Genomic DNA, 24,440 nt, shown 5'->3' with positions numbered 1-24,440 from the left:
GAAAATTTCTATGAAAAAAAATAAAAAAATAATTGATACAAATAAACCAAAAATGCTTGAAAAAGATTGAGATATCACTTGAGAAAATGTTTCAAAAGTTTATCCTAATGGAACAAAAGGTTTAAGTGATATCAATCTTACAATCAAACAAGGTGAATTTGTTGCAATCATTGGCCTTTCAGGAGCAGGGAAGACAACTTTAATTAAAACTGTTAACAAAATTAATAATATAACATCCGGAAAATTAAAAGTTGGTCCTTATGAAGTTAATTCCCTGAAGGCAAAAAAATTACGTGAATTTCGAACTAAAATTGGAATTATCTTCCAAAACTACAACCTTATTGAAAACATTAATGTTTTACAAAATGTCCTTTCTGCAAGACTTCCACAAATGAACAAGTTCCGGGCATTTTTTGGACTATATAGCAAAAAGGATGTTAATTTAGCTTATGAAAGTTTAGCAAAAGTTAATATTTTAGAAAATGCATATGACTTAGCTAGAGATTTAAGTGGTGGGCAAATGCAACGTGTGGCATTAGCTAGAACTTTAGCTCAAAAGCCAAAAATTATTTTAGCTGACGAACCAGTAGGTGCCCTTGATCCAATTATGGCTAAAAGTGTTATGGATGGCTTTTTAGTAGCTAATAAAACTGAAAAAATCACCATATTAGCTAACTTACACCACGTAGATTTAGCGTTGCAATATGCCGATAGAATTATTGGCGTAAGAAAGGGAAAAATTGTTTTTGATGATTCCTGAGATAAAGTAGATTTAGCCAAATTAAAAGAAATCTATGGTGAAAAACTTGAACAATTTGATGAAGAACAATTCAACGAAAATCGAAGAAAAAGAGAATTAATCCAACAAGCAATAACAAAGAAATAAGAAGTTAGAATTATGAATTCAAAAAAAATTAAAAAACTAAAAAAAGAATCTAACTTCGAATCAAAAAAAGAATTTATTATTCAAAAAATTGCAAACTACTTTAATCCGCAATTTATTGATATTAATAATCAAAAAGTTACAAAGAAATTTCCTTGACTAAAAATTTTTGGATGACTTAGTTTTGTTATTGTTGTTATTTTGATGATAACAACAATCAAACCTGACTTTCAAAATTGAAATAAATTTTGAGAACAAATTGGATTCTTTTTCAAAATTAATAAAAAAGCAGAAATAGGAAGTGCCTTTTTTACACCGCTTGAAACATTTATTCGTGGTTTAGAATTCCTGTGAACTACAATATCCTATTCAATTCTTGGAACGATTTTTGGAATTCTAATTGCTGTTCCGCTTGCTTTATTAAGTTCTAAAAACTTTATTAAAAATAAGTTTATATACATCCCTTTTAGAATCTTAATGTCAGTAGTAAGAGCAATTCCACCAGTTGTGTTTGCTTTTGCTTTCTTCTTTTTACTTTCACCATCATTAGCAGCCATGTTTTCAATTATGGTATTCGTATCATCATTGATGACTAAATGGTTATATGAAGACTTAGATACCTATGATATGAATTCATATCAAGGAACAATTGCCATTGGAAATACAAAAGCCCTAGCATTTAAAAGCTCAGTATTGCCATATTTAATGAAAAGAATTGTTTCTTATGGATTTTATTCATTTGAAATGGTTATTAGATTTGCAGCTATTCTTTCAATTGTTGGAATTCCTACAATCGGACAACTTTTATCTGACCAATATGCATTGCCAGATAACTACTCACATATGTCAATTGTGCTATGAACTTTAATAGTTGCCATGATTATCATTGAATCGCTTAATTTCCTAATTAAGAAATATATTTTGGATTATACCCAAAAACATCCAAAAATTAATGATAGTTTACCATATGAAAAACAACTAGAACAACTAAAAAAACAAAAATCTAAAATATATATTTTTAAGATTTTTATAACCATTTTAATTATTGGTTTACTTCTTGGTTCATTAACACAAATTGAATGAGCAATAGGCAATCAAATAAAAATAGATCAATTTAAAGTAGGAATAAAAAAATTATTTAATCCTGATTGATCACTATTCCAAATTACTGATTGATCTGGTACAAAAACTAGTGTAATTCCTTTAGGTGTGGAAGCTTTCTTAGTTGCTATTGCTTCGTCAATTATTGGGCTATTCTTTGCTTTAATTCTAGGAATTTTAGCAGCTAAAAACATCACTAAATGATTTTCATATCCATTTAAGTTAATAATTATTGTTATTCGGGCAATTCCAGCATTTACTTTTGCAGCGCTATTCTTAATTCTTTCAAAAGATTCAAAACTTTTTGTCGGAGTACTTTCTTTAGGAATTCATTCAATTGGGATGCTTGGTAAATTAGTTATGGAATCAGTTGAAAAAATTCCAAAGAAAACTTTTGAAGCACTAGATGCAGCAGGGGCAAATTGATTCCAAAAAATCAAATTTGTTGTCTTTAAATCAATCATGCCACAAGCGCTATCTAACTTTTTATACCGTATTGAAATTAACTTCAAAAGTACTGTTGTTATTGGGGCTGTGGGAGCTAGTGATTTTGGATTCCAAATTAGCACTTATTCAACACAAACTGATAATTGGGATAAATTAGCTTCCTATTTAATTTTTACAATCATCGTTCTTTTAATCCTAGAACAAATTTCTGATCTATTACGTTCGAAATTAATGACAGGATATTTCTTTAATCAAGATATTTGGTTTAAAAAATTAATTAATAAGAATAAATTAACAAGAAGTTTAGCTCTTTCTATTGTTAACAAAGAAGAATTTCGTAGTGATATCCGTTTTGCTAACTATATGATTGCTAAATTGCAATATGATAAGTTATTTGTATTCAAATACCAAATTAAAAATAAAATCTTGCCAAATAACAAGACATTACAACAATTAAAACTTGACTACAAAAACTATCTAGAAGCATATGCAAAAGAAATTAAGCGGATTAATAAAGAAATTAAGCTTTTATATAACTCAGTTTATAAACAAACAATGCTAAATCAAAAAGACACAAAAAACTGATTTAAAAAGAATAAAGTAGCAAGAAAATCAGCCAATATTGCAATTGATAAGTATTTTGAAAATAATACTATTGCAAAAATCAATAGTATGAATCTAGTAAATAAGTTTGCAAAATTCTGAAGATACATTGAAGATGCTAAAAAAATAACTTTATGTACGCATATTGAACCTGATGGTGATACACTTGGCTCTGCAGTAGCACTAAAGAAACTCATTCTACTAAATACAAAAAACAAAGAAGTAAGAATTTCAGGCGCTGATTATCCGCGTAACTTATTATTTTTAATTGATGATAAACAAGGAAGTCTTGTTGATGAGCAATTCTTTAGCGAATCTCTAAAAATCGTTGTTGATACATCAACTAAAAAAAGAATCTATGACCAAAGAGTTAATACTAAAGAAGCTCTAAAAATCGACCATCATCCCCAAGAGCATGAATGGCTATTTGAAATTGGTGGCGATTATTGACCTGCTACAGGACAACTTATTACAAGATTAGCAAAAGAACTAAATTTAAAAGTTAATGAAGAAATACTAGAAGCTTTAGGCGTAGCTATTATTACTGATACTGAGTTTTTTAAAGAAAGAAATGTTAATTTTGAAACTTTTATGTGCATGCAATATCTTTTAGATAACAATCTAAATTATGCAGGTCTTTTAAAAAAGATGCAACTAAATAATGAGGAATTAAATTTCATCTTTAAATCAATAAATCATAAACAAGTGAATGGAATTGTTTCATATTTAATAGTGCATGATGTTGTTTCGAATGATATAGCAAGACCTTTAGTTGCTAAATTTGTCGAATTATCAAATACTGAAGTTTCATTAGTGCTTCTAAAAACAGCAAACGACGAATTTCGTTGTGAAATAAGATCAAAAAGCAATTATGATGTTTCAAAAGTTGCAAGTCATTTCTTAGGTGGTGGACATTTTAATTCCGCTGGCTTTATTCAAAAAGACCTTATGTCACTAAACAAAGTAATAAGTTATATTAATAAACAAAAAACTAAAAACTAATTTTAAAAACCTTAAAAATAAGGCAAATAAAAAAACAAGCAACGTTATTTCAAATAAGAGATGTTGCTTGTTTTTTTGTTAGTTTTTATTATTTTTTTCAGCCAATTTCTTTTTGATATATAGCTCTTCAATAATTGCGTATTTGGTTTGCTTTGCTTGTTCGAATTTCTTTTCTAAATCAATTGGTTTGCTATCAATATCATTGACAATTAAAGAAAGTATGTTATTTTTAAATTCTACAATGCCTTTATCAATATAAAAGATTTTATTTGTGTTATTTTCTTCTTTAATAATAATTTGTGAGGGCACTAAAGCGGCTATGAAAGGAAGAGCATCTTTCATTAGTCCAATTTGTCCTTCGGTTGTACTAAAAGTTACGATTGGAGTTTTTGTTTGATAATAAACACCATTAGGAGTACTGATAACTAAGTTTATATTTTTATTTGCCATATAGTTATTCTTCAAATTTATAGCCAATGTTTTTAGCTTTTTCAATTACATCTTCAATGGTGCCAACATATAAAAAGGCTTCTTCAGGTAAATTGTCATATTTACCACTAAGAATTTCTTTAAAGGAGCGAATTGTGTCAGAAAGTTTGATAAATTTACCTTTAATTCCACTAAATTTTTCAGCCACAAAAAATGGTTGTGATAAGAAGCTACGAATTCTACGGGCTCTTGCAACAATTTTTTTATCTTCTTCTGATAGCTCATGCATTCCAAGAATAGCAATAATATCTTGCAATTCTTTGAAACGTTGTAAGATATTTTGCACTTCTCTTGCTACATTATAATGTTCTAGACCAATGATATTTGGATCCATCACTCTTGAATTGGAGCCTAAAGGATCAATTGCTGGATAAATACCAAGAGCTGCAATATCACGATCTAAAACAGTTTTTGCATCAAGGTGTGTAAATGTCGTTGCTGGTGCTGGGTCAGTTAAGTCATCAGCAGGCACATAAACGGCTTGTACAGAAGTAATCGAGCCTTTATTTGTCGAAGTAATTCTTTCTTGTAACTGTCCCATTTCAACAGCTAATGTAGGTTGGTAACCAACTGCTGAAGGCATTCTTCCTAAAAGCGCTGAGACTTCGGAACCAGCTTGGGTAAATCTAAAGATATTATCAATAAATAATAAAACATCTTGTCCCATTTGGTCTCTAAAATATTCAGCCATGGTTAGCGCTGTAAATGGCGCACGCATTCTAGCTCCTGGAGGTTCGTTCATTTGTCCAAAGACTAGGGCTGTTTTATTAAGAACACCACTGGCTTTCATTTCATGGTATAAATCATTTCCTTCTCTTGTTCTTTCCCCAACACCAGCAAAAACAGAAAGTCCCCCATGTTGTTTAGCTATATTATTAATTAATTCTTGAATTAAAACAGTTTTTCCAACTCCAGCTCCGCCAAATAAACCAATTTTTCCGCCCTTGATATAAGGAATTAAAAGATCAATAACTTTTATTCCTGTTTCAAAAATTTCAAGAGTTGATTTTTGATCTTCAAAACCAGGAGCAGCGCGGTGAATTGGCATTCTATTTTTAAATTCACCTGCTTTTAAATCAATAGGTTCACCTAGGACATTAAACATTCTTGAAAGAATTTCTTCACCAACAGGCGCAGAAATTGGTCTTCCTAAATCTAAAACTTTTAAACCACGTCTTAGTCCAATTGTTAAACTCATTGCAATTGTTCTAACTGTATCATTTCCAATATGTTGAGCCACTTCTAGAATTTGATTATTATCTGGATTTTTTTCATCAATAATTTGCAAGGCATTTAGCATCTTAGGAGATTTACCTTCTTTAAAGCGCACATCAATAACAGCACCCATAATTTGAGTGATAACACCATAATTTAATTCAGTTTTTTCTTTTTTATCTTTTTCTTTTATTTCATCACTTTTTTTTGCCATTTTTTTATCTCCTTTAGGCGTTTGAGCCATTAACAATTTCAGTTAATTCTTGTGTTATTTTAGATTGACGTGAACTGTTGTATTGATTTTTCAATTCATCAATTAAATCTTCTGCATTGTCTGATGCTTGCTCCATTGCTGTTCTTCTTTGACTTGTTTCTGATAATTTGGAATTAATTAATGCATTGTAAATTGATGCTTCAAAAAAGATCTTAAATGAATTAATTAGAATAGTTTCGGGATTAGGTTCAAAAATAATTTCTTTCTGAATATCATCTGCTTGATTTTCTTTATTTTCATATTCAAGAATTTTTTCTTTAGAAATGGGGAATATCTCTTGGACAATCGGGTCTGATTTTAGAGGATTATCATATTTTGTATAAATTAGTTTAACTGAATTAATCAAAGAAATTTCTAGAGCATCATATATTTTATTAGAAACCACTTGAGCGATATTGTAGTTTGGATTATCTCCAATTTGGATTAGTGTTTGAATAATATGATACTTTTTATTTTTTTCAATTAAACTAAGCAGTTTACTACCGATAACAATTAAAATATCATCCCCCTGCACTGTTTCAATAACTTTTTTATAAATTTCGGAATTAAAAGAGCCACAAAGTCCCAAATCACTTCCAAAAATAATAAATAAGTTTCTTTTAACTTTAAAGTTTCATGCATGTGCATTAAGCAGGCTATCAATATCTTGATTTGTATTTTTGATTAAATCAAAAAAGATTCTTTCTACATTTTGAAAATAAGCTTCAATGTTTTTGATTTTATTTTTATTTTTAGCAAATTTGGCAGCAGCAACAAGTTCCATTGCCTTTGTTATTTTTTTAGTTGAATTAATTGAATTAATTCGTTGTTTTATTTTTTGGAGGCTTTTCATGGTAATTCTGGAACTAAACTGTAATTTTCAGCTACATACATAGGAATAGTCTTAATAAATGCACTATTGAATAGAATTATTTGGTCATATATTTGCTCAATTAATTCATTACTTCAATCAGTAGATTCAAAGATCTTACGCATGATTTTTGTTGCTTCTGGGTTTGTTGAGAAATGTGTTAGCAAATTAGTTGCATATTTAGTTATTAGATTTTTAGGAATGACATTAATCAAACGGTATTTTGCTGCGAATAATAAAATAATTTGTTCGACAGAAGAATATGGAGAAAATTGCGGTTGTTTTAGAAGCTCGTAGACTTTTGAACCATGGTCAAGAATTGTTCTTGTATTTTGGTCAAGATCAGATCCAAATTGTGAGAATGCTTGCATTTCATTATATTGTGCTAATTCAAGTTTTAAACTTGAAACAATTTTTTTAGTCATTTTCGTTTGTGCAGCTGAACCTACCCGACTCACTGAATAGCCAACATCAATAGCAGGTCTTTGCCCTGAGTTAAATAAGGATTCTTTTGTAAAAATTTGGCCATCAGTAATAGATATTACATTTGTTGGAATATAAGCTGAAATATCTTCTGCTTGTGTTTCAATGATAGGAAGAGCTGTAACTGAACCACCTCCATAATCAACATCTAATCTTGCTGATCTTTCAAGAAGTTGGGAGTGTAAATAGAAAACATCGCCAGGATATGCTTCACGACCAGGTGGTCTTCTTAGTAATAAAGAAAGTGTCCGATAAGCAACAGCATGTTTTGATAAATCATCATAAACAATCAAAACATTTTTACCTTTTGACATTCATTCTTCAGCGATTGTCACTCCTGTATATGGAGCTATATATTGCAATGGTGCACTATCTGATGCAGAAGTGGCAACTATTACTGTATATTTTAGAGCATCATTCTTTGCTAGTTGATCCACTATTTGAGTTATTGTTGAATTCTTTTGGCCAATGGCAACATAAATACAATATACATCCTTATTTTTTTGGTTCAAAATAGTATCAATTGCAATGGCTGTTTTTCCAGTTTGCCGATCACCTATAATTAGTTCACGTTGACCTTTACCAATTGGAATTAAGGCATCAATTGCTAAAATGCCTGTGTGAAGAGGTTCCGAAACTTCTTTTCTAGTCATAACACCTGGGGCAATTTTAAAAATTGGCCGGCTAATTTCAGCATCAATTTTTCCTTTGCCATCAATAGGTTTTGCAAGTCCGTTAATAACTCTTCCTAATAATGCGTCACCAACTTTTACTGAAATAACTTCATGTGTTCTTTTTACGGATGAATTTTCAACGATATTTCTATCATCACCCATGACAACAATACCAACTAATTCTTCTTCTAAATTTAGTGCCATTCCAACAATGCCACATTCAAAAATTACTAACTCACCATATTCAATATTATTAAGTCCGCTTACTAAAGCAATACCATCCCCAACAGTAATAACACGGCCTACTTCATCATAGGTAAATGTTTCATTAAAATTCTTAATTTGATCTTTAATAATTGCAGATAAATCACTTGGTTTTATTGCCATGATTATTCCTTTCTTATTTATATTTTTTTTATGCTAATGCTTTAATTTTGTTTAACTTACCTAATATTGAGTTATCAATAAGAAATTCATCAACTTTGATTTTTATTCCACCAATTAAATTTGGATCGATGATATTTGTGAGGATTATTTTTGCACTGAATTTGTTTGATAACTTGGTTTGGAGTTTTGTAATTTCTTTTTCAGTTAGTTTTTTTGTTGAATAAACATATCCATATTTAATATTTAATTTATCGTTTGATAATTCAATGAAATGATGAAGAATGATATCAAGATACTTAACCATATGTTTTTTGGTTGCTAATTTAATGATATTAACGATGTATGGATGGTAAGAAATAAAAGCTTCATCAATCATTTGATATTTTTTTTCATTTGGCAAATCAAAAGAATTCAAGATTTTTAAATATTCTTTATTTTGTTTAATAATTTTTAAAATCTCAGCACAATCATTGCTTAATTGGGCTAATAAAGCATCTGATTCTCTTGCCAAATCAAAGAGCGCAAATGTTCAATTGTTAATCGTTTCATTTAATTCAGTCATGATTTAAGGTTTAACTTTTATCTAATACTTCATTAATTAGTTTAATATTGTCGTTATCTTTAATTTCACGTCCAATAATTTTTTTTGCAATTTCCACTGCATTTTCCATAACAATTCTTTTTTGCTCTTTATTAAATTGGTCTCTTCTTTTTGATATTAAAACTTCAGCTTGTTCAAGCATCATTTCAACTTTTTTCTTAGCTGCTTCAGCACCAGTGTTGACAATTCTTTCACTTTCAGCTCTGGCATTTTCAATAATTGTTTTTGCTTGATTAGTTGCTTCGATGATTTTTAAGTCACGCTCTTCTTGAATTTTTAGAGCTTCATCTTTTGCTTTAATGGAAGCATCAATATTTTCTTGAATAAATTTTTGGCGTTCTTTTACCATCTTTTTTAATGGTTTATAAACTAAAAAAGTAATAATTGCAGTGACCACCATTAAAACAATAAGTGAAAAAACAAACAAAGTTCAGTTGAATGATAGTCCTTTAAATGTTTTTTCTAACTCTTCACTTATACTAGCTGCTCTATGTGTATTCATTTTTGCAATTAAATTCAAATTTGCATTCATAATTAGCTTCTTTACTAGTTTTAACTAATCTTTATTTTTAAGTATTTTTTATAACTAAACAAAAATTAATAATAAAGCAATAACTAAACAATAAATTGAAGCTGTTTCAACAATAGCTAGCCCAAGAATTAATAAGGTACGAACTTTTGAAAGGGCTTCTGGATTTCTTCCAACTGCTTCACAGGCTTTAGCAACAGCAATCCCTTGTCCTAAAGAAACAACACCAGAACCACAAATTGCAACTCCTGCTCCTAACATAGTTAACCCGTATGCAAAAGGATAATTTCCATCTTTGAAACCTGCACCAGTATTACTAAAACTTAATACTGTTTCAGAAAGTTTATCTAATTTATCAATCATGATATTTTCTCCTATCTTATTTTTAATTTTATACTACTGCCATAGTATTTTTTTCTTGCTTATTAGCAATAATTTTTTTCTTTCAGTCTCTAATTTTTTTCTTATGTTTCTCTTTCACATCAACTTCTGCTGCTTGGCTTCAGTATGACATTGTTAACACAACAAAAACAAATGCTTGAATCATTCCTGCAAAAATATCAAAATACAAATTAAATGCAGGAATAACTAAAATGCCAAAGGGATTAAATGTTGTTGCATCTGAAGTTACAGGTACTCCAATAATTTTTGCTCATATGTTATTTAGAAACATAGTAGTTAAAGAAGCAAGCACCACTCCCCCAATAATATTTCCATATAAACGGAATGTTAAAGAAATAATTGGCGAGTAGTTGGATGCAAATTCAAGGGGATTGAGAAGTTTAATTATGTATTTAAACTTATTATATGCAATGCCAATCCCAGCTGTTCCTAGCCAAGTTACAATTGTTGCTGCTAGCACAGCAGACAAACTACTTCCAATGGGAGCAAGTCCAACAACAGAAAGTAAATTTCCAAAAAAAATAAATGCAAATAAGGATATTAAATATGGATTTGCTTTATCAAATTTAGATTCATGTGTATCACTAAAGAAATTATCTCCGCCAATGACAATGCTTTCAACTAATATAACTGTGGCGCTTGGTGCTTGATTGATTTTTTGCCTTTTAATTGCAATGAAGATTAGAATTGATAAAACCAAAACCAAAAACATTAAAACAATTAAAGAAAAAATTTGGTTGGCATTCAATTCATTTGCACCAAATCAATGAAGATTTATTAGCTTATCCATCTATTCTCCTTTCTTTTTCTTTTTATTTTTGATTAAAGCAAGAAAGCCCCAAATTATTACATGTACCGATAAAAGCAAATGAGGAGCTGTCATTGCTATTGTATTAAATGGAAAAAAAGCAATATTTGAACTGTTATCAAATTTAGTATGATAAAAATAATTTATTCAAATAAATAAAACAAATAAACCAATATTTAAAAGCAAACCTAAAAGAAAAATAAGAAACGCAGTAAAAAAATAAATATGTGAATCTTTTTTTTCTTTTTTTGTTTTATTTTTTTTATTATTTGCAACATTACTTAGTAATTTCATAACTAATTTAAGGCTTAATAAAAAAAATAGAAAGCTTATATTTCCTATAATATAGCCAGTTAGCATTGAATAATTACTAAATGCCACTGCGCCAAATACCAATAATAGACTGATATTTAGTGCTATATAGGTTATTCAAAATCTTTTTCCATCTAATGTAATCATGCTCAAGTGGTTATATTAATTAAATTCTTAATTAAGATAACCTGTAAATATTTTAATACTTAAATTTTCTTAAAACTAAATATTTAAACATTTAAGAAAAATAAAAAAGAAATAATTTAGCACTTAATTAATTAGAGTGCTAAAATTGTGTTATAATCTTTTTTAGATTAATTAGTTTTATTTATGGAAGGAGACTAAATTATGCATGCATCATGAACACCAGCAGAAGATAAAGAAATTAAAGATCCTTTGAACCAATTTGGAAGAAATTTAACGCAACTTGCCTTAGAAAGAAAATTAGAATTAGTCATTAATCGTGACGAAGAAATAAGATCTCTAGTAAGAATTTTGTCGCGGAAAACGAAAAATAATCCAGTTTTAGTAGGAGAGCCAGGAGTTGGGAAAACTGCGATTGTTGAAGGTTTAGCCCAAAAAATTATTGAAAACCAAGTTCCTGAAAATCTTAAAAATAAAAAAGTTTACGAACTTAATATTTCTTCAATTATTGCTGGCACTTCCTATCGGGGACAATTTGAAGAGCGAATGCAAAGTATTCTTAAAAAAATTGAAGAAGCAAATGACGATATTATTTTGTTTATTGATGAAATTCATATGATTGTAGGAGCTGGACAAAGTGGCGAAAGTAGTTTGGATATAGCTAACATGCTAAAACCCATGATGGCAAGAGGACAGCTACATTTAATTGGTGCAACTACTTTAGATGAATATCGGAAACATATTGAAAAAGATTCTGCCTTAGAAAGAAGAATGCAAAAAATTTATATAGCTGAACCTTCAGTGCAAGACACTATTACTATTCTAAGAGGAATAAAAGAACGCTATGAAACATTTCATGAAGTAAAAATTAAAGATGAAGCCTTAGTTGCTGCTGCAAATTTATCTGCAAGATATATTTCGGATCGTTTCTTGCCAGATAAGGCTATTGATTTGATTGATGAAGCTGCTTCTAATATTAAAACAGAAATGAAATATATACCTGAACCAATTGAAAAGCTTAATTATGAAATTGCTAAGCTTGAAATTGAAAAAGCTGCAATTGAAAATTCAGTTGACAAGAATTTATCTAATAACAAAGACCGCATTATAAGTATCAAAGAGAATTTAAATCATCTAAAAGAAGAGCATTCCAAATTAATAAATCAATGAAATCATGAAAAAGAGTTGATAGCAAAATTATCAAGCTATAAAGATAATATTGATGATTTAAGAAGACAACTACCAATTTTGCAATCAGAAGGTAAATATTTAGAAGCATCTAAAATTATGTATGTTTTAATTCCCCAACTCCAAGAAGCAAAAAAAGAAATTGAAAATAAATTAAGTAGTTTAGAAAATCGTTTAATCAAAGAAACAATTGATGAAGAAGAAGTGGCAAATATTGTAAGCAAATGAACCAAAATTCCAATAACAAAATTACTTGAAAGCCAAAAAACAAAACTTCTAAATTTAGCTTCCAATTTAGCAAAACGAATAAAAGGACAACCTGAAGCTATCAAATTAGTTTCGGAAGCAATTAAAAGAAACAAAGTAAATATCAATGACCCAAACCGTCCAATTGGCAGCTTTTTATTCTTAGGGCCAACAGGAGTAGGAAAAACTGAATTAGCTAAAGCTTTAGCTGCCAATTTATTTGATGATGAAAGCCATATTATTAGATTGGATATGTCTGAGTATATGGAAAAACACTCCGTTTCAAAATTAATAGGTTCGCCTCCAGGATATATTGGCTATGATGATAATGGCGGACAGCTAAGTGAAAAAGTAAGACAAAATCCTTATTCAATTATTTTATTTGATGAAATTGAAAAAGCACACATTGATGTTTTAAATATATTGCTACAAATTCTTGATGATGGAATGCTATCGGACAATAAGGGAAGAAAAATTAATTTTAAAAATACAATTATCATTATGACTTCTAATGTTGCATCCGAAGAAATTATCAATAGAATGCCAACCAAGGAAGAAATTAATGCAATTCTTCTAAAAAAATTCAAACCTGAATTTATCAATCGGATTGATGAAATTATTCCTTTTGATTATTTAGGCTTAAATAACATAAAAGAAATAGTAACCCTTGAACTTGATAAATTAAATAAAAGAATTAAAGACAATACCAAGATTAATTTAGTTTTTGATGATAATGTAGCATATTTCATAGCAACAAAAGCATACAATCCTGCTTTTGGAGCTAGAAATATAAAAAGATATATTCAAAATAACATTGAAAATAAGATTGCTGATTTAATATTAAGCAATAAAGTAAAAGATGATAGCTCAATTATAGTTTCCTTGGAAAATAATGATTTAAGTGTGGAATTACAACAAGAAAACTAAGAGATTTTAACTAAAAAATGCAACAAAAAAAGACAAGTTTTAGCCTTGTCTTTTTTATTTGGTACATCCTGTGGGGATCGAACCCACGACCCAGGGATTAAGAGTCCCTTGCTCTACCGGCTGAGCTAAGGATGCATGAAAGAAATTTGACAAAATAATTATAAAGCATTTTTAGACATTAAAGACTAAAAAAAATTATTTATATGTTAACATTTAAATAAATTTATTTAGGCTATTTTTATATTAATTTTTATCTATACAAATTAAGCATAAAAATACCAATAAATTTTTCTTTAATTTATTAAATAAATAGCTTACATATATGGGAGGTTTTTAGATGTTAGATGTGTGCGGAATTAGTAAGATTTTTCCAGATAAAAAGCTTTTTTCAAATATAAATATTAAATTTTTACCAGGCAATGTTTATGGTATTATTGGGGCTAATGGTGTTGGAAAATCAACTTTTTTAAAGATTTTAAGTGGTGAAGTTGAAGCTTCTGAAGGACAAATTATCAAAAGTAAGAATGCAAGAATGAGTGTTCTATCCCAAAACCAAGATGAATTTAATGCTTATAGTGTTACTGATGTTGTTATCATGGGAAACAAGGAATTATATGATATCAATATCGAAAAAAATAAGATTTATGAAGATCCAAACGCTACAATGGAAGATTATGAAAAAGCTAGTCATCTTGAAGAAAAATTTGGTGAAATGGGCGGCTGAAATGCTGAAAATGATGCTCAAACGCTGCTTTCAAATCTAGGCATTGAACCAAGTAAATGGTATATGCAAATGTCAGAATTAAAAGCTGCTGAAAAAGTTAAAGTTCTACTAGCAAAAGCGCTATTTGGTAATCCTGATATTTTAATTATGGATGAACCTACTAACAGACTTGATTTAAAAACAATCAAATGACTTGAAAATTTCTTAATGGACTATCCAAATATTGTTATTGTAGTTAGTCACGATAGTGATTTTTTGGATGCAATTTGTACTCATATTATTGATATCGATTATTCAGAAGCAAAATTATTTATTGGAAATTATTCATTTTGAAAACAATCAAGTCAACTTCTAATTGAAATGCAACAAAAAACGAATTTAAGAAAAGAAGAACAAGCCCAAAAACTAAAAGAATTTATTGCACGATTTTCAGCAAATGCTTCAAAATCCAAACAAGCAACAAGTCGTAAAAAACTTCTTGAAAAGATTGTTATTGATGAAATTAAGCCTTCATCAAGAAAGTACCCTTATATCAAATTTGATTTAAATCGTATTCCTGGAAAACAAATTCTAAATGTAAGAGACCTAACTTACGTTAATGAAAATAATGATACTTTATTTGAAAATGTTTCCTTTAGTTTGAAACCTGGCGATAAGATGGTCATCATTGGTAATGATGACATTGCTAAAACTAGATTCCTTGAAATTCTAATCGGAAAAAGAAAGCCAACTTCAGGAAGTGTTGAATGAGGTATTACAATTACTCCAAATTATTTTCCATCCAATAATCAAGAATATTTCAATGAGTCTCAATCAATCATTGATTGAATTAGTAAATGACCTCTAAATAATAGCACTCAAGAAACTAAAGATAATAGTGATGCAAGAATGCGAGCTTTTTTAGGGCGAATGTTATTTTCAAATGATAGCGTATTTAAAAATGTCCAAGTAACAAGTGGGGGCGAAAAAGTTAGATTAATGATGTCAAAATTGATGTTAGAAGAAAGTAACTTTTTAATTTTTGACCAACCTCTTGACCATCTAGATTCTGAATCCATTGATAGTTTAATTGATGCACTAAAATCATATAAGGGAAGCTGTATCTTTACAACTTATAACCGCGCGATGATTAAAGAATGTGCAAACGTAATTCTTGAAATCAAAGAAAAAGAAAGCTTTTTATTCTATGGTAGCCTCGAAGAATATGAAGAAGCAATGGGATATTAATTACTAAAAAATAATTAAGTTTTATTCAGCAAAAATAGACCAAAATTATGTTTTTTTGTGTCTATTTTTTTATTTTTTAATATCTTAAAAACAAGTTTTTATAAAGTAATAAAATAAAAATGAAAAGAAGGAATTATAGTCATTAAAATTAGTTATTTAGATTAATTTAAGGGTTAAACTATTTAATCTTATTTGATTAAAAAATAATGAAATAAGATAAAAAAAGAAGGCTAGATTATGCAATTATTAAGATTAATTAATTCATTATCAGCATCATTTTTGCCACTTAGTGCAAATAGTGTAGCTGTTGAAAAGGTAGAAAATTTATCTGATGAAGAGGCAAAGGTTTTAGATTTAGTTAAGGATTTTATATCTGAAGAAAAAGATTTAGTTAAAAATATCGGTGACAAATTTGATGAAAAACTTTCAGCAAAAAAGAATATTCAAAATTTAATTGGGAATAAGGATAAAGAAATTTTTAAAAAATTTGTTGATAGTATGCAAAAGAAAGGAATGATAAGTCAAGACCAACATAAAAATTTATATAATAGCAATGAAGCACAAACAAAATTTAATAAAGAATTACATTCACTATTAGTTAAATCATTAAAGGAAATAAAAACACTAAAAACTAATGCTAATAAGGAAGCAAAAAGTTATTATAAGAGAATAGTAACTGATATTAAAAATAAATTTGCAGTAAATGATGATGGCGTTGAATCATCAAAGAATGTGGAAAATAAAATTTTAGATTTTAAAAATTTATTAGACAAAATAAAAAGTTCTGTACTAGATAAGATGAAATTAGCAGATAGATTACTTACTGCTTCGATAAAGATTACAAGTATATCAATTGTTACTGGTGCTACTGCAGCAGCTTTATATGCAACAGCTGCGGTAACTTTTGGAGCAACAGCTGTTCCTGCAAGTTTATTAAGTATTGCAACCACCACCTTAGGTTTAGTTGCTTCTACATTAAAAGTGGCACATTATCATGTAGTTAATTCAATTCAGTCATTTGAGGAAATTAATAATATTTTATCAGAATATAAATCAACGACAGTGGGCAAAATGGCTAAAAATTAATTTCTTTATGCTTTTCAATTACGAAATTAAAATATGATATTGTTGATTTTAACCGCGCTTTAAATCCTAGAATTATATCTAAAATTTCTAGTTATATTCAACCTATAATCTCAACTTTTGAAGTTATAAAAGACATAAAGGAATTAAATAAATTTCGAGAAAGAAATATTGAAATTCAAAATAAAGCTATTGAATTGCTGACATAATATCACATCTTAAAAACGTAAAATGAGTTGTGGTAAATGAAACTATTCTTGATAAACCTTATGATGAAGGAGGTGTAGGTGGAGTTAATACACATTTCAAAAATCAAGAAACAGGTGAAATAAAAACATTAGAAGAATTATTGAAGTTAAGTGACTTTGAATTAAGTGCAAATGGACTTGTAAGAGTTAGAGATTCAAAGAAAGGTGAATATCTTAGAACATTTCCTAACAAAATAAAATGGGATAACTTAGGATAATTAGTATATGTCAGATACATCTTTTATTATAGTTTTAAGTGTGTTTTTACCCATACTTATAGTTGGTATTATTTTGATTCATTTTATTACTTACATTCATACTAAGAAAACAAGTAATATCTATAACCTTAAAATTAAATCTAAGAAAACAATGTTATCACAATCAATAAGATTACCAAAAGAGACATTTAATAATTTTTATATATTTTTTAGAAAAGAAAAAATTTACCTTAGTCTTCTAATTGCTCTTATTTTATTTCTATTCCTATTGAATATAATTATGATTTTAGAGCCTTATTTTATCTTTTGAAAAAATGATAAGAAAGCAATAAAATGAAGTTTTTATTGAATTTCAATACCTATATTTATTTTTGGAATTGCTTATCCACTATTTTGGTCTATAAGAGAACTTGTTAAGATAAATAAAACTAAAAAAATAATTGATGAATGAGTAATACAAAATGAGAAACTTCCTCAATGAAATAAACAAATAGAAAAGCCCTTAGATTATGATAAGTTTAAAAACATAATATTGTATGAAGATTTCGTCATTAAAATTCCTGTTTTTAAGGATTCTAAAGCACATTTTTATACAAATAAGATTTTAAATTCAAGAAAACATTTTATAAAAGATAACAAAATAGATATTCCAAAATTACTATATTTCTTGTTATTCGATTATGATTCAGGAATACAAATCAATAATGCTACTTATTCAAAAGAATACTTCTTATTCTTTATAGATGAATGTTTAAATAATAATTCAATTAACAATTAGATTTTTATTTGAACTTAAAAAATAAACTTTTTTTTGCATACTAAGTTTTCTAAATTTAATAAATCTGCTCAAAAACAAAATTAAGTAATAAAATAAACAAATAAAAGACTAGGATCTTATTTCGAAATGTTAAATATATTATCAGTTTTATTTGCAAGTATCGTCCTTCCTAATTTTGGATTTCTTCTTATTTTATTTTCTTGTGCTAATTTATGACTTAAAAAAGATGATTGAGAATATATTAATATTAAGATCAGATCTAAAGAGTCAATACTATCAAATTCAATAAAATTACCAAAAGATATTTTTAACAATTTTTCTATTTTTTTAAGGAGAGAAAGAAACTATTGTGCATTTTTAATTACTTATATTATATTTATCTTACTAGTAGATTTAGGTCTAGGAATATCTTATTTTTTTATAGATTTAAAAACGAGTAGTATTACTGATTACCTTGTCTTATTTGCATTAATTGGTTTTCCAATTCTTGCAATTATAGCAATAATAGAAACTACATTTGATCTTCTTAATATAAATAAAACTAAAAAAATAATTGATGATTGAATAATACAAAATGACAAACTTCCTCAATGAAATAAGCAAATAGAAAAACCCTTAAATTATGAGCAATTTCAAAACATAATATTGTATGAAGACTTCGAACTAAAAATTCCAATCTTTAAGAAATCAATGAAACATTTTTATACAAAAAAGATTAAAAGTACAAATAAATATTTTATAAAAGATAACAAAATAGATATTCCAAAATTACTGTATTTCTTGTTATTTGATTATGATTCAGGAATACAAATCAATAATGTTACTTACTCAAAAGAATATTTTTTATATTTTATAGGAGAGTTTTTGGACAATGATTTCAGCATACAATAAACTTTTTAACCCACTGGCAACGACATTTTCTTTTTTAAATCTCTTTTTATTAATTGCTTTTTATATTTTTCTTCTTATGTATCATTATCAAATAAAAAGAATATGAATAAAAGAAAAATCTTCAAATTTCTTTTTATCTAAAAATATTAAAATAGACGACACATTCTTTGATACATTTAATAATAAATTTAAAAAATTAATCCCCCTTTTTATTGTTTTTATAGTGATTTCAATACCTTTATTTTTCATATCACTTTCATTTGTAACAAGATTTCATATTGATATTTTAAAAGCTAAGGTTACCTATTTTATTTATCTATGATGAGCTGCTTTAGGTTTTTCAATTGCAGTATTCTCTATTAGTTTATTTTTTATAAAAAAGATGAATAAAGTAAAAAAAGAATTTAATCAATGAAAAATCAATAATAGTAAATTAGATGGTCTTTTGTTTGAAAATATTCAAGCAAAAGAAAACATTGACCTACTAAATAAGTTTAAATTTTCAGACAACTTAGATTTATATATAATTGTAAGAAAAAGAGATTATTATTTAACTCAAAAATATAAGATTAAAAATGATAATTGAAAAGAACGCTTTTATAAATACGATGATAAGAAATTAAGTGAAGAATTTTATTATTTTTTAATCTTTAATTATGATGATGTTGCTATTGATATGGAATCATATACACTTGAAGAATGCTCATATGTTTACCAAAATCGCAACTATATATTTGATAGATAACTCTTTTTATATAAATAATACAAACAAAACTTCTTCAAACTATTTAACAAGAAACTATGAGTTTTCTTGTTTTTTTTATTCTTTCTTTAATCTAGGAATAACTACTGCTAAAAAGCAATACAATGCTTTTAAAACTTTTTAGGAATTAAATCACTAAGAAAAATACATATATTAATCCATTAACGATAATAATCAAACTTAAAATAATCAATCAATACTTATATATCTATAAGGCTTGTAATCCTTTATAATTTCTTATGTAAGTAAAAAAGAGCAAAAGAGATTTATAAATTATGAAAATGAAAGCTTTAGTTTATCACGGAGAACATAATATTTCTCTTGAAATGGTTGATAAACCCGTTATTTTAAAACCTACAGATGCAATCATCAAAGTTACAAGAACAACAATATGTGGAACTGATTTAGGTATTTATAAAGGAAAAAATCCAGAAGTAGCAAGCGGTAGAATTTTAGGTCATGAAGGCATTGGGATTCTTGAAGAAGTAGGAAGTAGTGTATCCAATGTCAAAGTTGGCGATAAAGTCTTAATTGGCTGCATTACTCCTTGTGGCAAATGTGATAATTGCAGAAGACAGTTATACTCACATTGTCGTGAACAAGAAGGTGGATGAAAACTTGGATATATGATTAATGGAACACAAGCTGAATATGTAAGAGTTCCATTTGCAGATAATAGTTTATACAAATATCCTCAATCAATAAATGATGAAGTAGCAGTTATGTTATCAGATGCATTGCCTACTGGACATGAAATTGGTGTGCAATATGGCAATGTAGGGCCTGGAAAAAGTGTGGCTATCATTGGCGCTGGCCCTGTTGGTATGGGAGCTTTATTAACAGCACAATTATATTCTCCTGCGCAACTAATTGTTATTGACTTAGATAAAAACCGTTTGGAAATGGCTAAGAAACTAGGCGCAACACATACATTAACTCCAGATGAAAAATTATTTGATAATCTAAAAGAAATTGTTGGCAGCGACGGTGTTGATGTAGCAATTGAAGCAGTAGGAATTCCACAAACTTGGGATATATGCCAAAAAATTGTGAAACCTGGTGGCCATGTTTCAATTGTTGGAGTACACGGTAAACCAGTTGATTTCAATGTACAAAATCTTTGAATTAAAAATATCACAATTACAACTGGATTAGTAAATACAAATACACTTCCAATGCTAATTAATGCAGTATCTACAGGTAAATTGCCAGTATCCCAATTGATTACTCATAAATTCAATCTATCAGATATGATGAAAGCTTATGAAACATTCATCAATGCAGCTGACAACAAAGCAATGAAAATCTTCATTGATGCAACTAAATAAGCAATTTTAAAAATTTTGAGTTAGATTAATAAGATTAAAATTCTAAGAAAGCATGTCTAAAATAATAAAACCACAGTATTATACTGTGGCTAATTTTTTTGACTACTAGAAGTTTTCTATTTCTTTTATATCTTCAAGTCCTCATTCTTCTAAAAAGTCATTAATTGAATAGTTTTGATACCAATTCATTATTTCATTGATTGAAATTTTTTCTAGTCAATTTATTAATTGTTCACCATCAATATTAATAAATTGTAATTCAGTATTCTTATCAATCTTTCTGAATTTTTCTATTTCTTTTTGGTCTATTGTTTTCTTAATTTCCTTTAGTTCATTGGATGAATATAAATAAGTGATATTCTTTTCATTTGGTGTTCATTTGTAGCTTGTGTTTATTTCAATATTAGGTTCTCCATAAGTATATAAGACATTATGTTTAGCATACTCTGCTACAACAGTGTCTTTTATTGATAAATAATCAAAATCAAAATGACTAATTCTTCGTAAATTGCTTGCAAAGCCAAAAACTTTTGTCAACTCATCTAAATTTGTTGTTGATAGAATCTTATCGCATATTTTTGAATTACATGCTCCATCCAAGTTAAATTCAATTTCATGAATCATAAAAACAATTCCTGATATAAGGCTATAGTAAAGATTCTTATCTTCAAATTTTTCAAAACTTTTTGTGTTAGATTCAAAAGTTTTTTGTATCTCCTTTTCATCTATATTATTAGATGAATAAGTGTTTATTAAATAAAATCAATCTTTTACGTTTTCAAAATATTTTTCCATAATTTAAGTTCCCTTCAGTCATTGTTTTCATGTATAAATTAGATTAAATTAGCAAAGCTGTATTTTAAATTCAAATCAATGAAAATTGCCTTTATTTACCTAAATTTTATAACTTTTTTAAAGTATCCTGAAGTCTTGTTGTTTAATATAAAAAAACTATTTTTTAACTGAGAAGTATTTGAAGCATTAACTCATATAAAAAAAGTTCAAGCTTCTTTTGTGCTTGGACTTTTTATGTTATTTAAACCTATTTAGTAAGTTTATCTTTAGATATTTTTCAAGCTTCTGCAATTTTTTCCAAATAAGTTAATTTTTTAGCATCTTTAAAAAATTGTTTTGAATTTTTAAGATTTGACATATCTCACTTGCTTAAGTCTTGGTCAAAGTTAACAGCATTAAGAAAAGCTTGTTCACCCATTACTATATTTTTAGTAATTCATTGGTCTAGGTTTTCGATACTGCTTGATTTTAAATTATAAAATGATAAATAGAATGATTTTATTTTGCTTGGTAGATAAGTTGGAACTTTTATTGTGTAGTTAGGAAGCGGTGTAAGAGTTATATATTTATTATTGCCTTGTTGTTCATTATAAAAATATCCTAATTGAGTTATAACAATTTTTTCATTACTTTTTTTGTTTTGTGCACTTCAAGTATTACCATCATTAGTTAAGATATTTTTATCATTTCCAAAAATGTAATATTTTGTAATAACTCTATCTTTTAATACCTTCCCCAGAGTAACATCAAATTTTTTAGATCTTAATTGTAGTTTTATCTTATTATTTTTTCCACCCTCAGTGTCAACTTCAAGATTTTTTGTTTTATCCATATCATCTTCAAGTTTCAGGTCTTTAATACCCTTTTCATTGGCATATAGGTTTATTTGGTCTAAAAATTCACTTTGGTTATGGAATGAACCAAAAGCATCCTTATGCTCCTCAATTATTCCTTTAACTACTTCAATATCTTTTAAATCTCTAGCTTTTTCTTCTTCAAGTTTTCTTTTTTCTTCTGCGCTATCAACTTCAACTTTGTATGTACCACCATTTGGTGTAGTAGCATTTGAATCATCACCTTGAATATTATGAGAACCTGAATCACCATTATTCATAGTTTCATTTGAATTTTCAGTATTTGAAGAAGAATTAGAAGAGCTGTTATTTGTATCTTCTTGTTTTTTTGTTTTTTTACATGAAGCTGCAACTAAAGGAAGGGCTGATATTGAGACAATTGAACCTAAAGAAATAAGAATTTTATTTAGCTTTTTCATAAGTGTTTATATTCCTTAATAATAATTTGATTTTGCTTTGAAAACGGAGATGGAAATATAATACACTTTTTTTTTGCAAATCCCAAGAAATTGCGCAAAATAAATCAAAAAATTGCCAAAAAGTGGCCATTTACAGCTAAAAATTAGTAATTATTCCTTAATTTTTTCAACTTTTTTAGCTAGTGATTCAATTTTAAAATCATTAATTTTGTTTTCAACTGTTTTTAGGTGACTTTCAACAATTACTCTTGTACTTTCTAGAATTTTAGAAGCTTCAGTTTGGATTTTTTCAGCTGAATTTCTTATGTTTTTAACATGATTGTCAATATTTTTTAGGGCATTGTTTAGCAAATTATTTTTAAATTCTTCAAACTCATTTAAAATTTGAGTTTTTTCTTTTAGACTTAGTTCTTGATTTATTTTATTTAATTTTAGATCTTTATATTTTAGGGCAATAGTTTCTAAAACACCAAGCATTATTGTAAAGTATGGAGGTCTAATTACAAACATATTCTTATATTCTTGAACTCTATAAATTAACCAATCTGTATTTTGATATTCCAATTCACTTACTAATAGCGCATAATCTAAATTCTTTTTTTCTCTATCATCATTTAGTTTTTTATAATGATCGTTGTTTTTCTTTTTGTTTTCTGAATTTAGAAGTTCACTTTTCATTTCACACATAGCACTTAGAAGCAAATTTTCTTTTTCTTCTTCAGCATAGACTTTAAAAATAAAGTCCCCTTTTGTTGCTTTTAGGTCATTATCATTTCTAATTGCAATGTTATCTTTTTCAAATGTTGAAGTTTTAAAAGCATAAGTTGAAACATTATTAAATTCATTTAAACAATAATTTTCTAACTCTTCACCAATGATTTTTATATTCTTTGATAGTTTTTCTCTTTTTAGTTGTTCATTTTCATGGGTTAAGGATTTAATTTGGGAATCTTTTTCTTGACTATTAGTTATTAATTCATTTTTATGTTTAAGGTTTATTGTTTCAAGCTTATTAATTGCATCTTTCAATTGGTCTTTTAAATCAGTTTTTTCTTCACTAAAAGATAAGGTTAATTTGGCAATTTCAGTTTCATGTTTTTGCTGTAGATCATCTTCTTGTTTTTTTAGTTCTTCATTAAAACTTAGAATTTGGTCTTTTAAATTCTTTATATAATTTTCATTTTTTAGATTAATTTCAATTTCTTTTGCTTTAAGTTTTTCTTCAATTGTCTTATTAATTTCATTAATTTGGACTTTTAAGTTTTCAATTTCAATGTCTTTTTCTTTTTTTTCTTGTTCGAATTTCAAGGACTGATCCTTTAATTTAGATTCAAGATCTGAGTTGAACTTCGCTTCTAATATTTGATTGTTTTCCTTAATTTTTTTAGCATAAACTTCATCTTTAGTTTTATTTATTTGATCTAATATAATTGTTAAATCAACTGATTGTGCATTTGATAAATCAATGATGTCACCTTTCTTTGCATCTTCAGCTAATTCAATTGTGTGATGATTTAAAATAATGAATTTTATTTTTTCCATATAAT

At 27.5% G+C, this 24,440-nt stretch carries 22 protein-coding genes and 1 tRNA gene; 10 read left to right on the top strand and 13 right to left on the bottom strand.

What is annotated here, in order from left to right; translation table 4 throughout:
- The first annotated feature begins 10 nt into the window (after positions 1 to 10).
- Together phnC and MAU_RS02180 are read left to right on the top strand one after the other, a co-directional pair.
- On the top strand, positions 11 to 886 hold the full coding sequence (phnC, locus tag MAU_RS02185; RefSeq protein WP_004424783.1) for a phosphonate ABC transporter ATP-binding protein: 876 nt from the start codon (positions 11 to 13) through the stop codon (positions 884 to 886).
- Between the two features lie 12 nt (positions 887 to 898).
- Positions 899 to 4,036: an ABC transporter permease subunit gene (locus MAU_RS02180; RefSeq protein WP_004424782.1), complete on the top strand. Its 3,138-nt coding sequence runs from the start codon at positions 899 to 901 to the stop codon at positions 4,034 to 4,036.
- 78 nt (positions 4,037 to 4,114) lie between these two features.
- On the opposite strand, the gene MAU_RS02170 is transcribed toward MAU_RS02180, so the two are convergent.
- From MAU_RS02170 to MAU_RS02130, 9 genes are read right to left on the bottom strand one after another with little or no spacing between them, the layout of a single operon-like run.
- Positions 4,115 to 4,486, bottom strand: a complete 372-nt coding sequence (locus MAU_RS02170) for a F0F1 ATP synthase subunit epsilon (RefSeq protein WP_004424780.1) — start codon at positions 4,484 to 4,486, stop codon at positions 4,115 to 4,117.
- Between the two features lie 4 nt (positions 4,487 to 4,490).
- On the bottom strand, positions 4,491 to 5,954 hold the full coding sequence (atpD, locus tag MAU_RS02165; protein ID WP_004424778.1) for a F0F1 ATP synthase subunit beta: 1,464 nt from the start codon (positions 5,952 to 5,954) through the stop codon (positions 4,491 to 4,493).
- Between the two features lie 13 nt (positions 5,955 to 5,967).
- On the bottom strand, positions 5,968 to 6,846 hold the full coding sequence (gene atpG / locus MAU_RS02160) for an ATP synthase F1 subunit gamma (RefSeq protein ID WP_004424774.1): 879 nt from the start codon (positions 6,844 to 6,846) through the stop codon (positions 5,968 to 5,970).
- Complete coding sequence (gene atpA / locus MAU_RS02155; RefSeq protein ID WP_004424771.1) at positions 6,825 to 8,408, bottom strand: F0F1 ATP synthase subunit alpha; 1,584 nt, start codon at positions 8,406 to 8,408, stop codon at positions 6,825 to 6,827. Before atpA ends, atpG begins: the two co-directional genes overlap by 22 nt.
- Before the next feature lie 28 nt (positions 8,409 to 8,436).
- Positions 8,437 to 8,970, bottom strand: coding sequence for a F0F1 ATP synthase subunit delta (locus tag MAU_RS02150; RefSeq protein WP_004424769.1), 534 nt, complete (start codon positions 8,968 to 8,970; stop codon positions 8,437 to 8,439).
- Positions 8,971 to 8,980: 10 nt separating this feature from the next.
- Entirely contained in the window at positions 8,981 to 9,541 is a 561-nt protein-coding gene (locus MAU_RS02145) for an ATP synthase F0 subunit B (protein WP_004424766.1), read from the bottom strand.
- Positions 9,542 to 9,595: 54 nt separating this feature from the next.
- Positions 9,596 to 9,901, bottom strand: a complete 306-nt coding sequence (gene atpE / locus MAU_RS02140) for an ATP synthase F0 subunit C (RefSeq protein ID WP_004424764.1) — start codon at positions 9,899 to 9,901, stop codon at positions 9,596 to 9,598.
- 28 nt (positions 9,902 to 9,929) lie between these two features.
- Positions 9,930 to 10,730: a F0F1 ATP synthase subunit A gene (locus MAU_RS02135; RefSeq protein ID WP_004424761.1), complete on the bottom strand. Its 801-nt coding sequence runs from the start codon at positions 10,728 to 10,730 to the stop codon at positions 9,930 to 9,932.
- Complete coding sequence (locus MAU_RS02130; RefSeq protein WP_004424758.1) at positions 10,731 to 11,207, bottom strand: hypothetical protein; 477 nt, start codon at positions 11,205 to 11,207, stop codon at positions 10,731 to 10,733. It abuts the gene before it with no gap.
- A 201-nt stretch (positions 11,208 to 11,408) separates the two neighbouring features.
- Here MAU_RS02130 and MAU_RS02125 point away from each other — a divergent pair, with 201 nt between their 5' ends.
- Positions 11,409 to 13,565, top strand: a complete 2,157-nt coding sequence (locus MAU_RS02125) for an ATP-dependent Clp protease ATP-binding subunit (RefSeq protein ID WP_004424754.1) — start codon at positions 11,409 to 11,411, stop codon at positions 13,563 to 13,565.
- Between the two features lie 59 nt (positions 13,566 to 13,624).
- On the opposite strand, the gene MAU_RS02120 is transcribed toward MAU_RS02125, so the two are convergent.
- Positions 13,625 to 13,700, bottom strand: a tRNA-Lys gene (locus MAU_RS02120).
- Positions 13,701 to 13,902: 202 nt separating this feature from the next.
- On the opposite strand from MAU_RS02120, the gene MAU_RS02115 reads away from it, so the two are divergent.
- From MAU_RS02115 to MAU_RS02085, 7 genes are all read left to right on the top strand, one after another.
- Positions 13,903 to 15,516: an ABC-F family ATP-binding cassette domain-containing protein gene (locus MAU_RS02115; protein ID WP_004424750.1), complete on the top strand. Its 1,614-nt coding sequence runs from the start codon at positions 13,903 to 13,905 to the stop codon at positions 15,514 to 15,516.
- 237 nt (positions 15,517 to 15,753) lie between these two features.
- A complete protein-coding gene (locus tag MAU_RS03690) occupies positions 15,754 to 16,602 on the top strand; it encodes a hypothetical protein (protein ID WP_004424747.1) in 849 nt (282 codons plus the stop codon).
- Between the two features lie 235 nt (positions 16,603 to 16,837).
- The gene (locus MAU_RS03685) at positions 16,838 to 17,065 is read left to right on the top strand and encodes a DUF3892 domain-containing protein (RefSeq protein WP_052000279.1); all 228 of its coding nucleotides are present in this window, start codon (positions 16,838 to 16,840) and stop codon (positions 17,063 to 17,065) included.
- A gap of 280 nt (positions 17,066 to 17,345) precedes the next feature.
- Positions 17,346 to 17,843: a hypothetical protein gene (locus MAU_RS03680; protein WP_238543392.1), complete on the top strand. Its 498-nt coding sequence runs from the start codon at positions 17,346 to 17,348 to the stop codon at positions 17,841 to 17,843.
- A 126-nt stretch (positions 17,844 to 17,969) separates the two neighbouring features.
- Positions 17,970 to 18,734 (top strand): hypothetical protein, encoded by a 765-nt coding sequence (locus MAU_RS02100; protein ID WP_004424743.1) that lies wholly within the window; start codon positions 17,970 to 17,972, stop codon positions 18,732 to 18,734.
- On the top strand, positions 18,715 to 19,479 hold the full coding sequence (locus tag MAU_RS02095) for an MAG0920 family protein (protein ID WP_004424740.1): 765 nt from the start codon (positions 18,715 to 18,717) through the stop codon (positions 19,477 to 19,479). Before MAU_RS02100 ends, MAU_RS02095 begins: the two co-directional genes overlap by 20 nt.
- 293 nt (positions 19,480 to 19,772) lie before the next feature.
- Complete coding sequence (locus MAU_RS02085) at positions 19,773 to 20,825, top strand: zinc-dependent alcohol dehydrogenase family protein (RefSeq protein ID WP_238543391.1); 1,053 nt, start codon at positions 19,773 to 19,775, stop codon at positions 20,823 to 20,825.
- A 105-nt stretch (positions 20,826 to 20,930) separates the two neighbouring features.
- Here MAU_RS02085 and MAU_RS02080 read toward each other — a convergent pair whose 3' ends face one another.
- From MAU_RS02080 to MAU_RS02070, 3 genes are all read right to left on the bottom strand, one after another.
- Entirely contained in the window at positions 20,931 to 21,620 is a 690-nt protein-coding gene (locus tag MAU_RS02080; RefSeq protein ID WP_004424734.1) for a hypothetical protein, read from the bottom strand.
- A gap of 247 nt (positions 21,621 to 21,867) precedes the next feature.
- Positions 21,868 to 22,893: a variable surface lipoprotein gene (locus MAU_RS02075; protein ID WP_004424731.1), complete on the bottom strand. Its 1,026-nt coding sequence runs from the start codon at positions 22,891 to 22,893 to the stop codon at positions 21,868 to 21,870.
- A 150-nt stretch (positions 22,894 to 23,043) separates the two neighbouring features.
- Entirely contained in the window at positions 23,044 to 24,435 is a 1,392-nt protein-coding gene (locus MAU_RS02070) for a DUF2130 domain-containing protein (protein ID WP_004424727.1), read from the bottom strand.
- Between the last annotated feature and the right edge of the window lie 5 nt (positions 24,436 to 24,440).

The sequence above is a fragment of the Metamycoplasma auris 15026 genome (assembly GCF_000367765.1).
GTDB classification, from domain to species: domain Bacteria; phylum Bacillota_I; class Bacilli_A; order Mycoplasmatales; family Metamycoplasmataceae; genus Metamycoplasma; species Metamycoplasma auris_A.
Note: the sequence above shows the minus strand (reverse complement) of the source record. Positions and strands in the feature narration are given on the sequence as shown.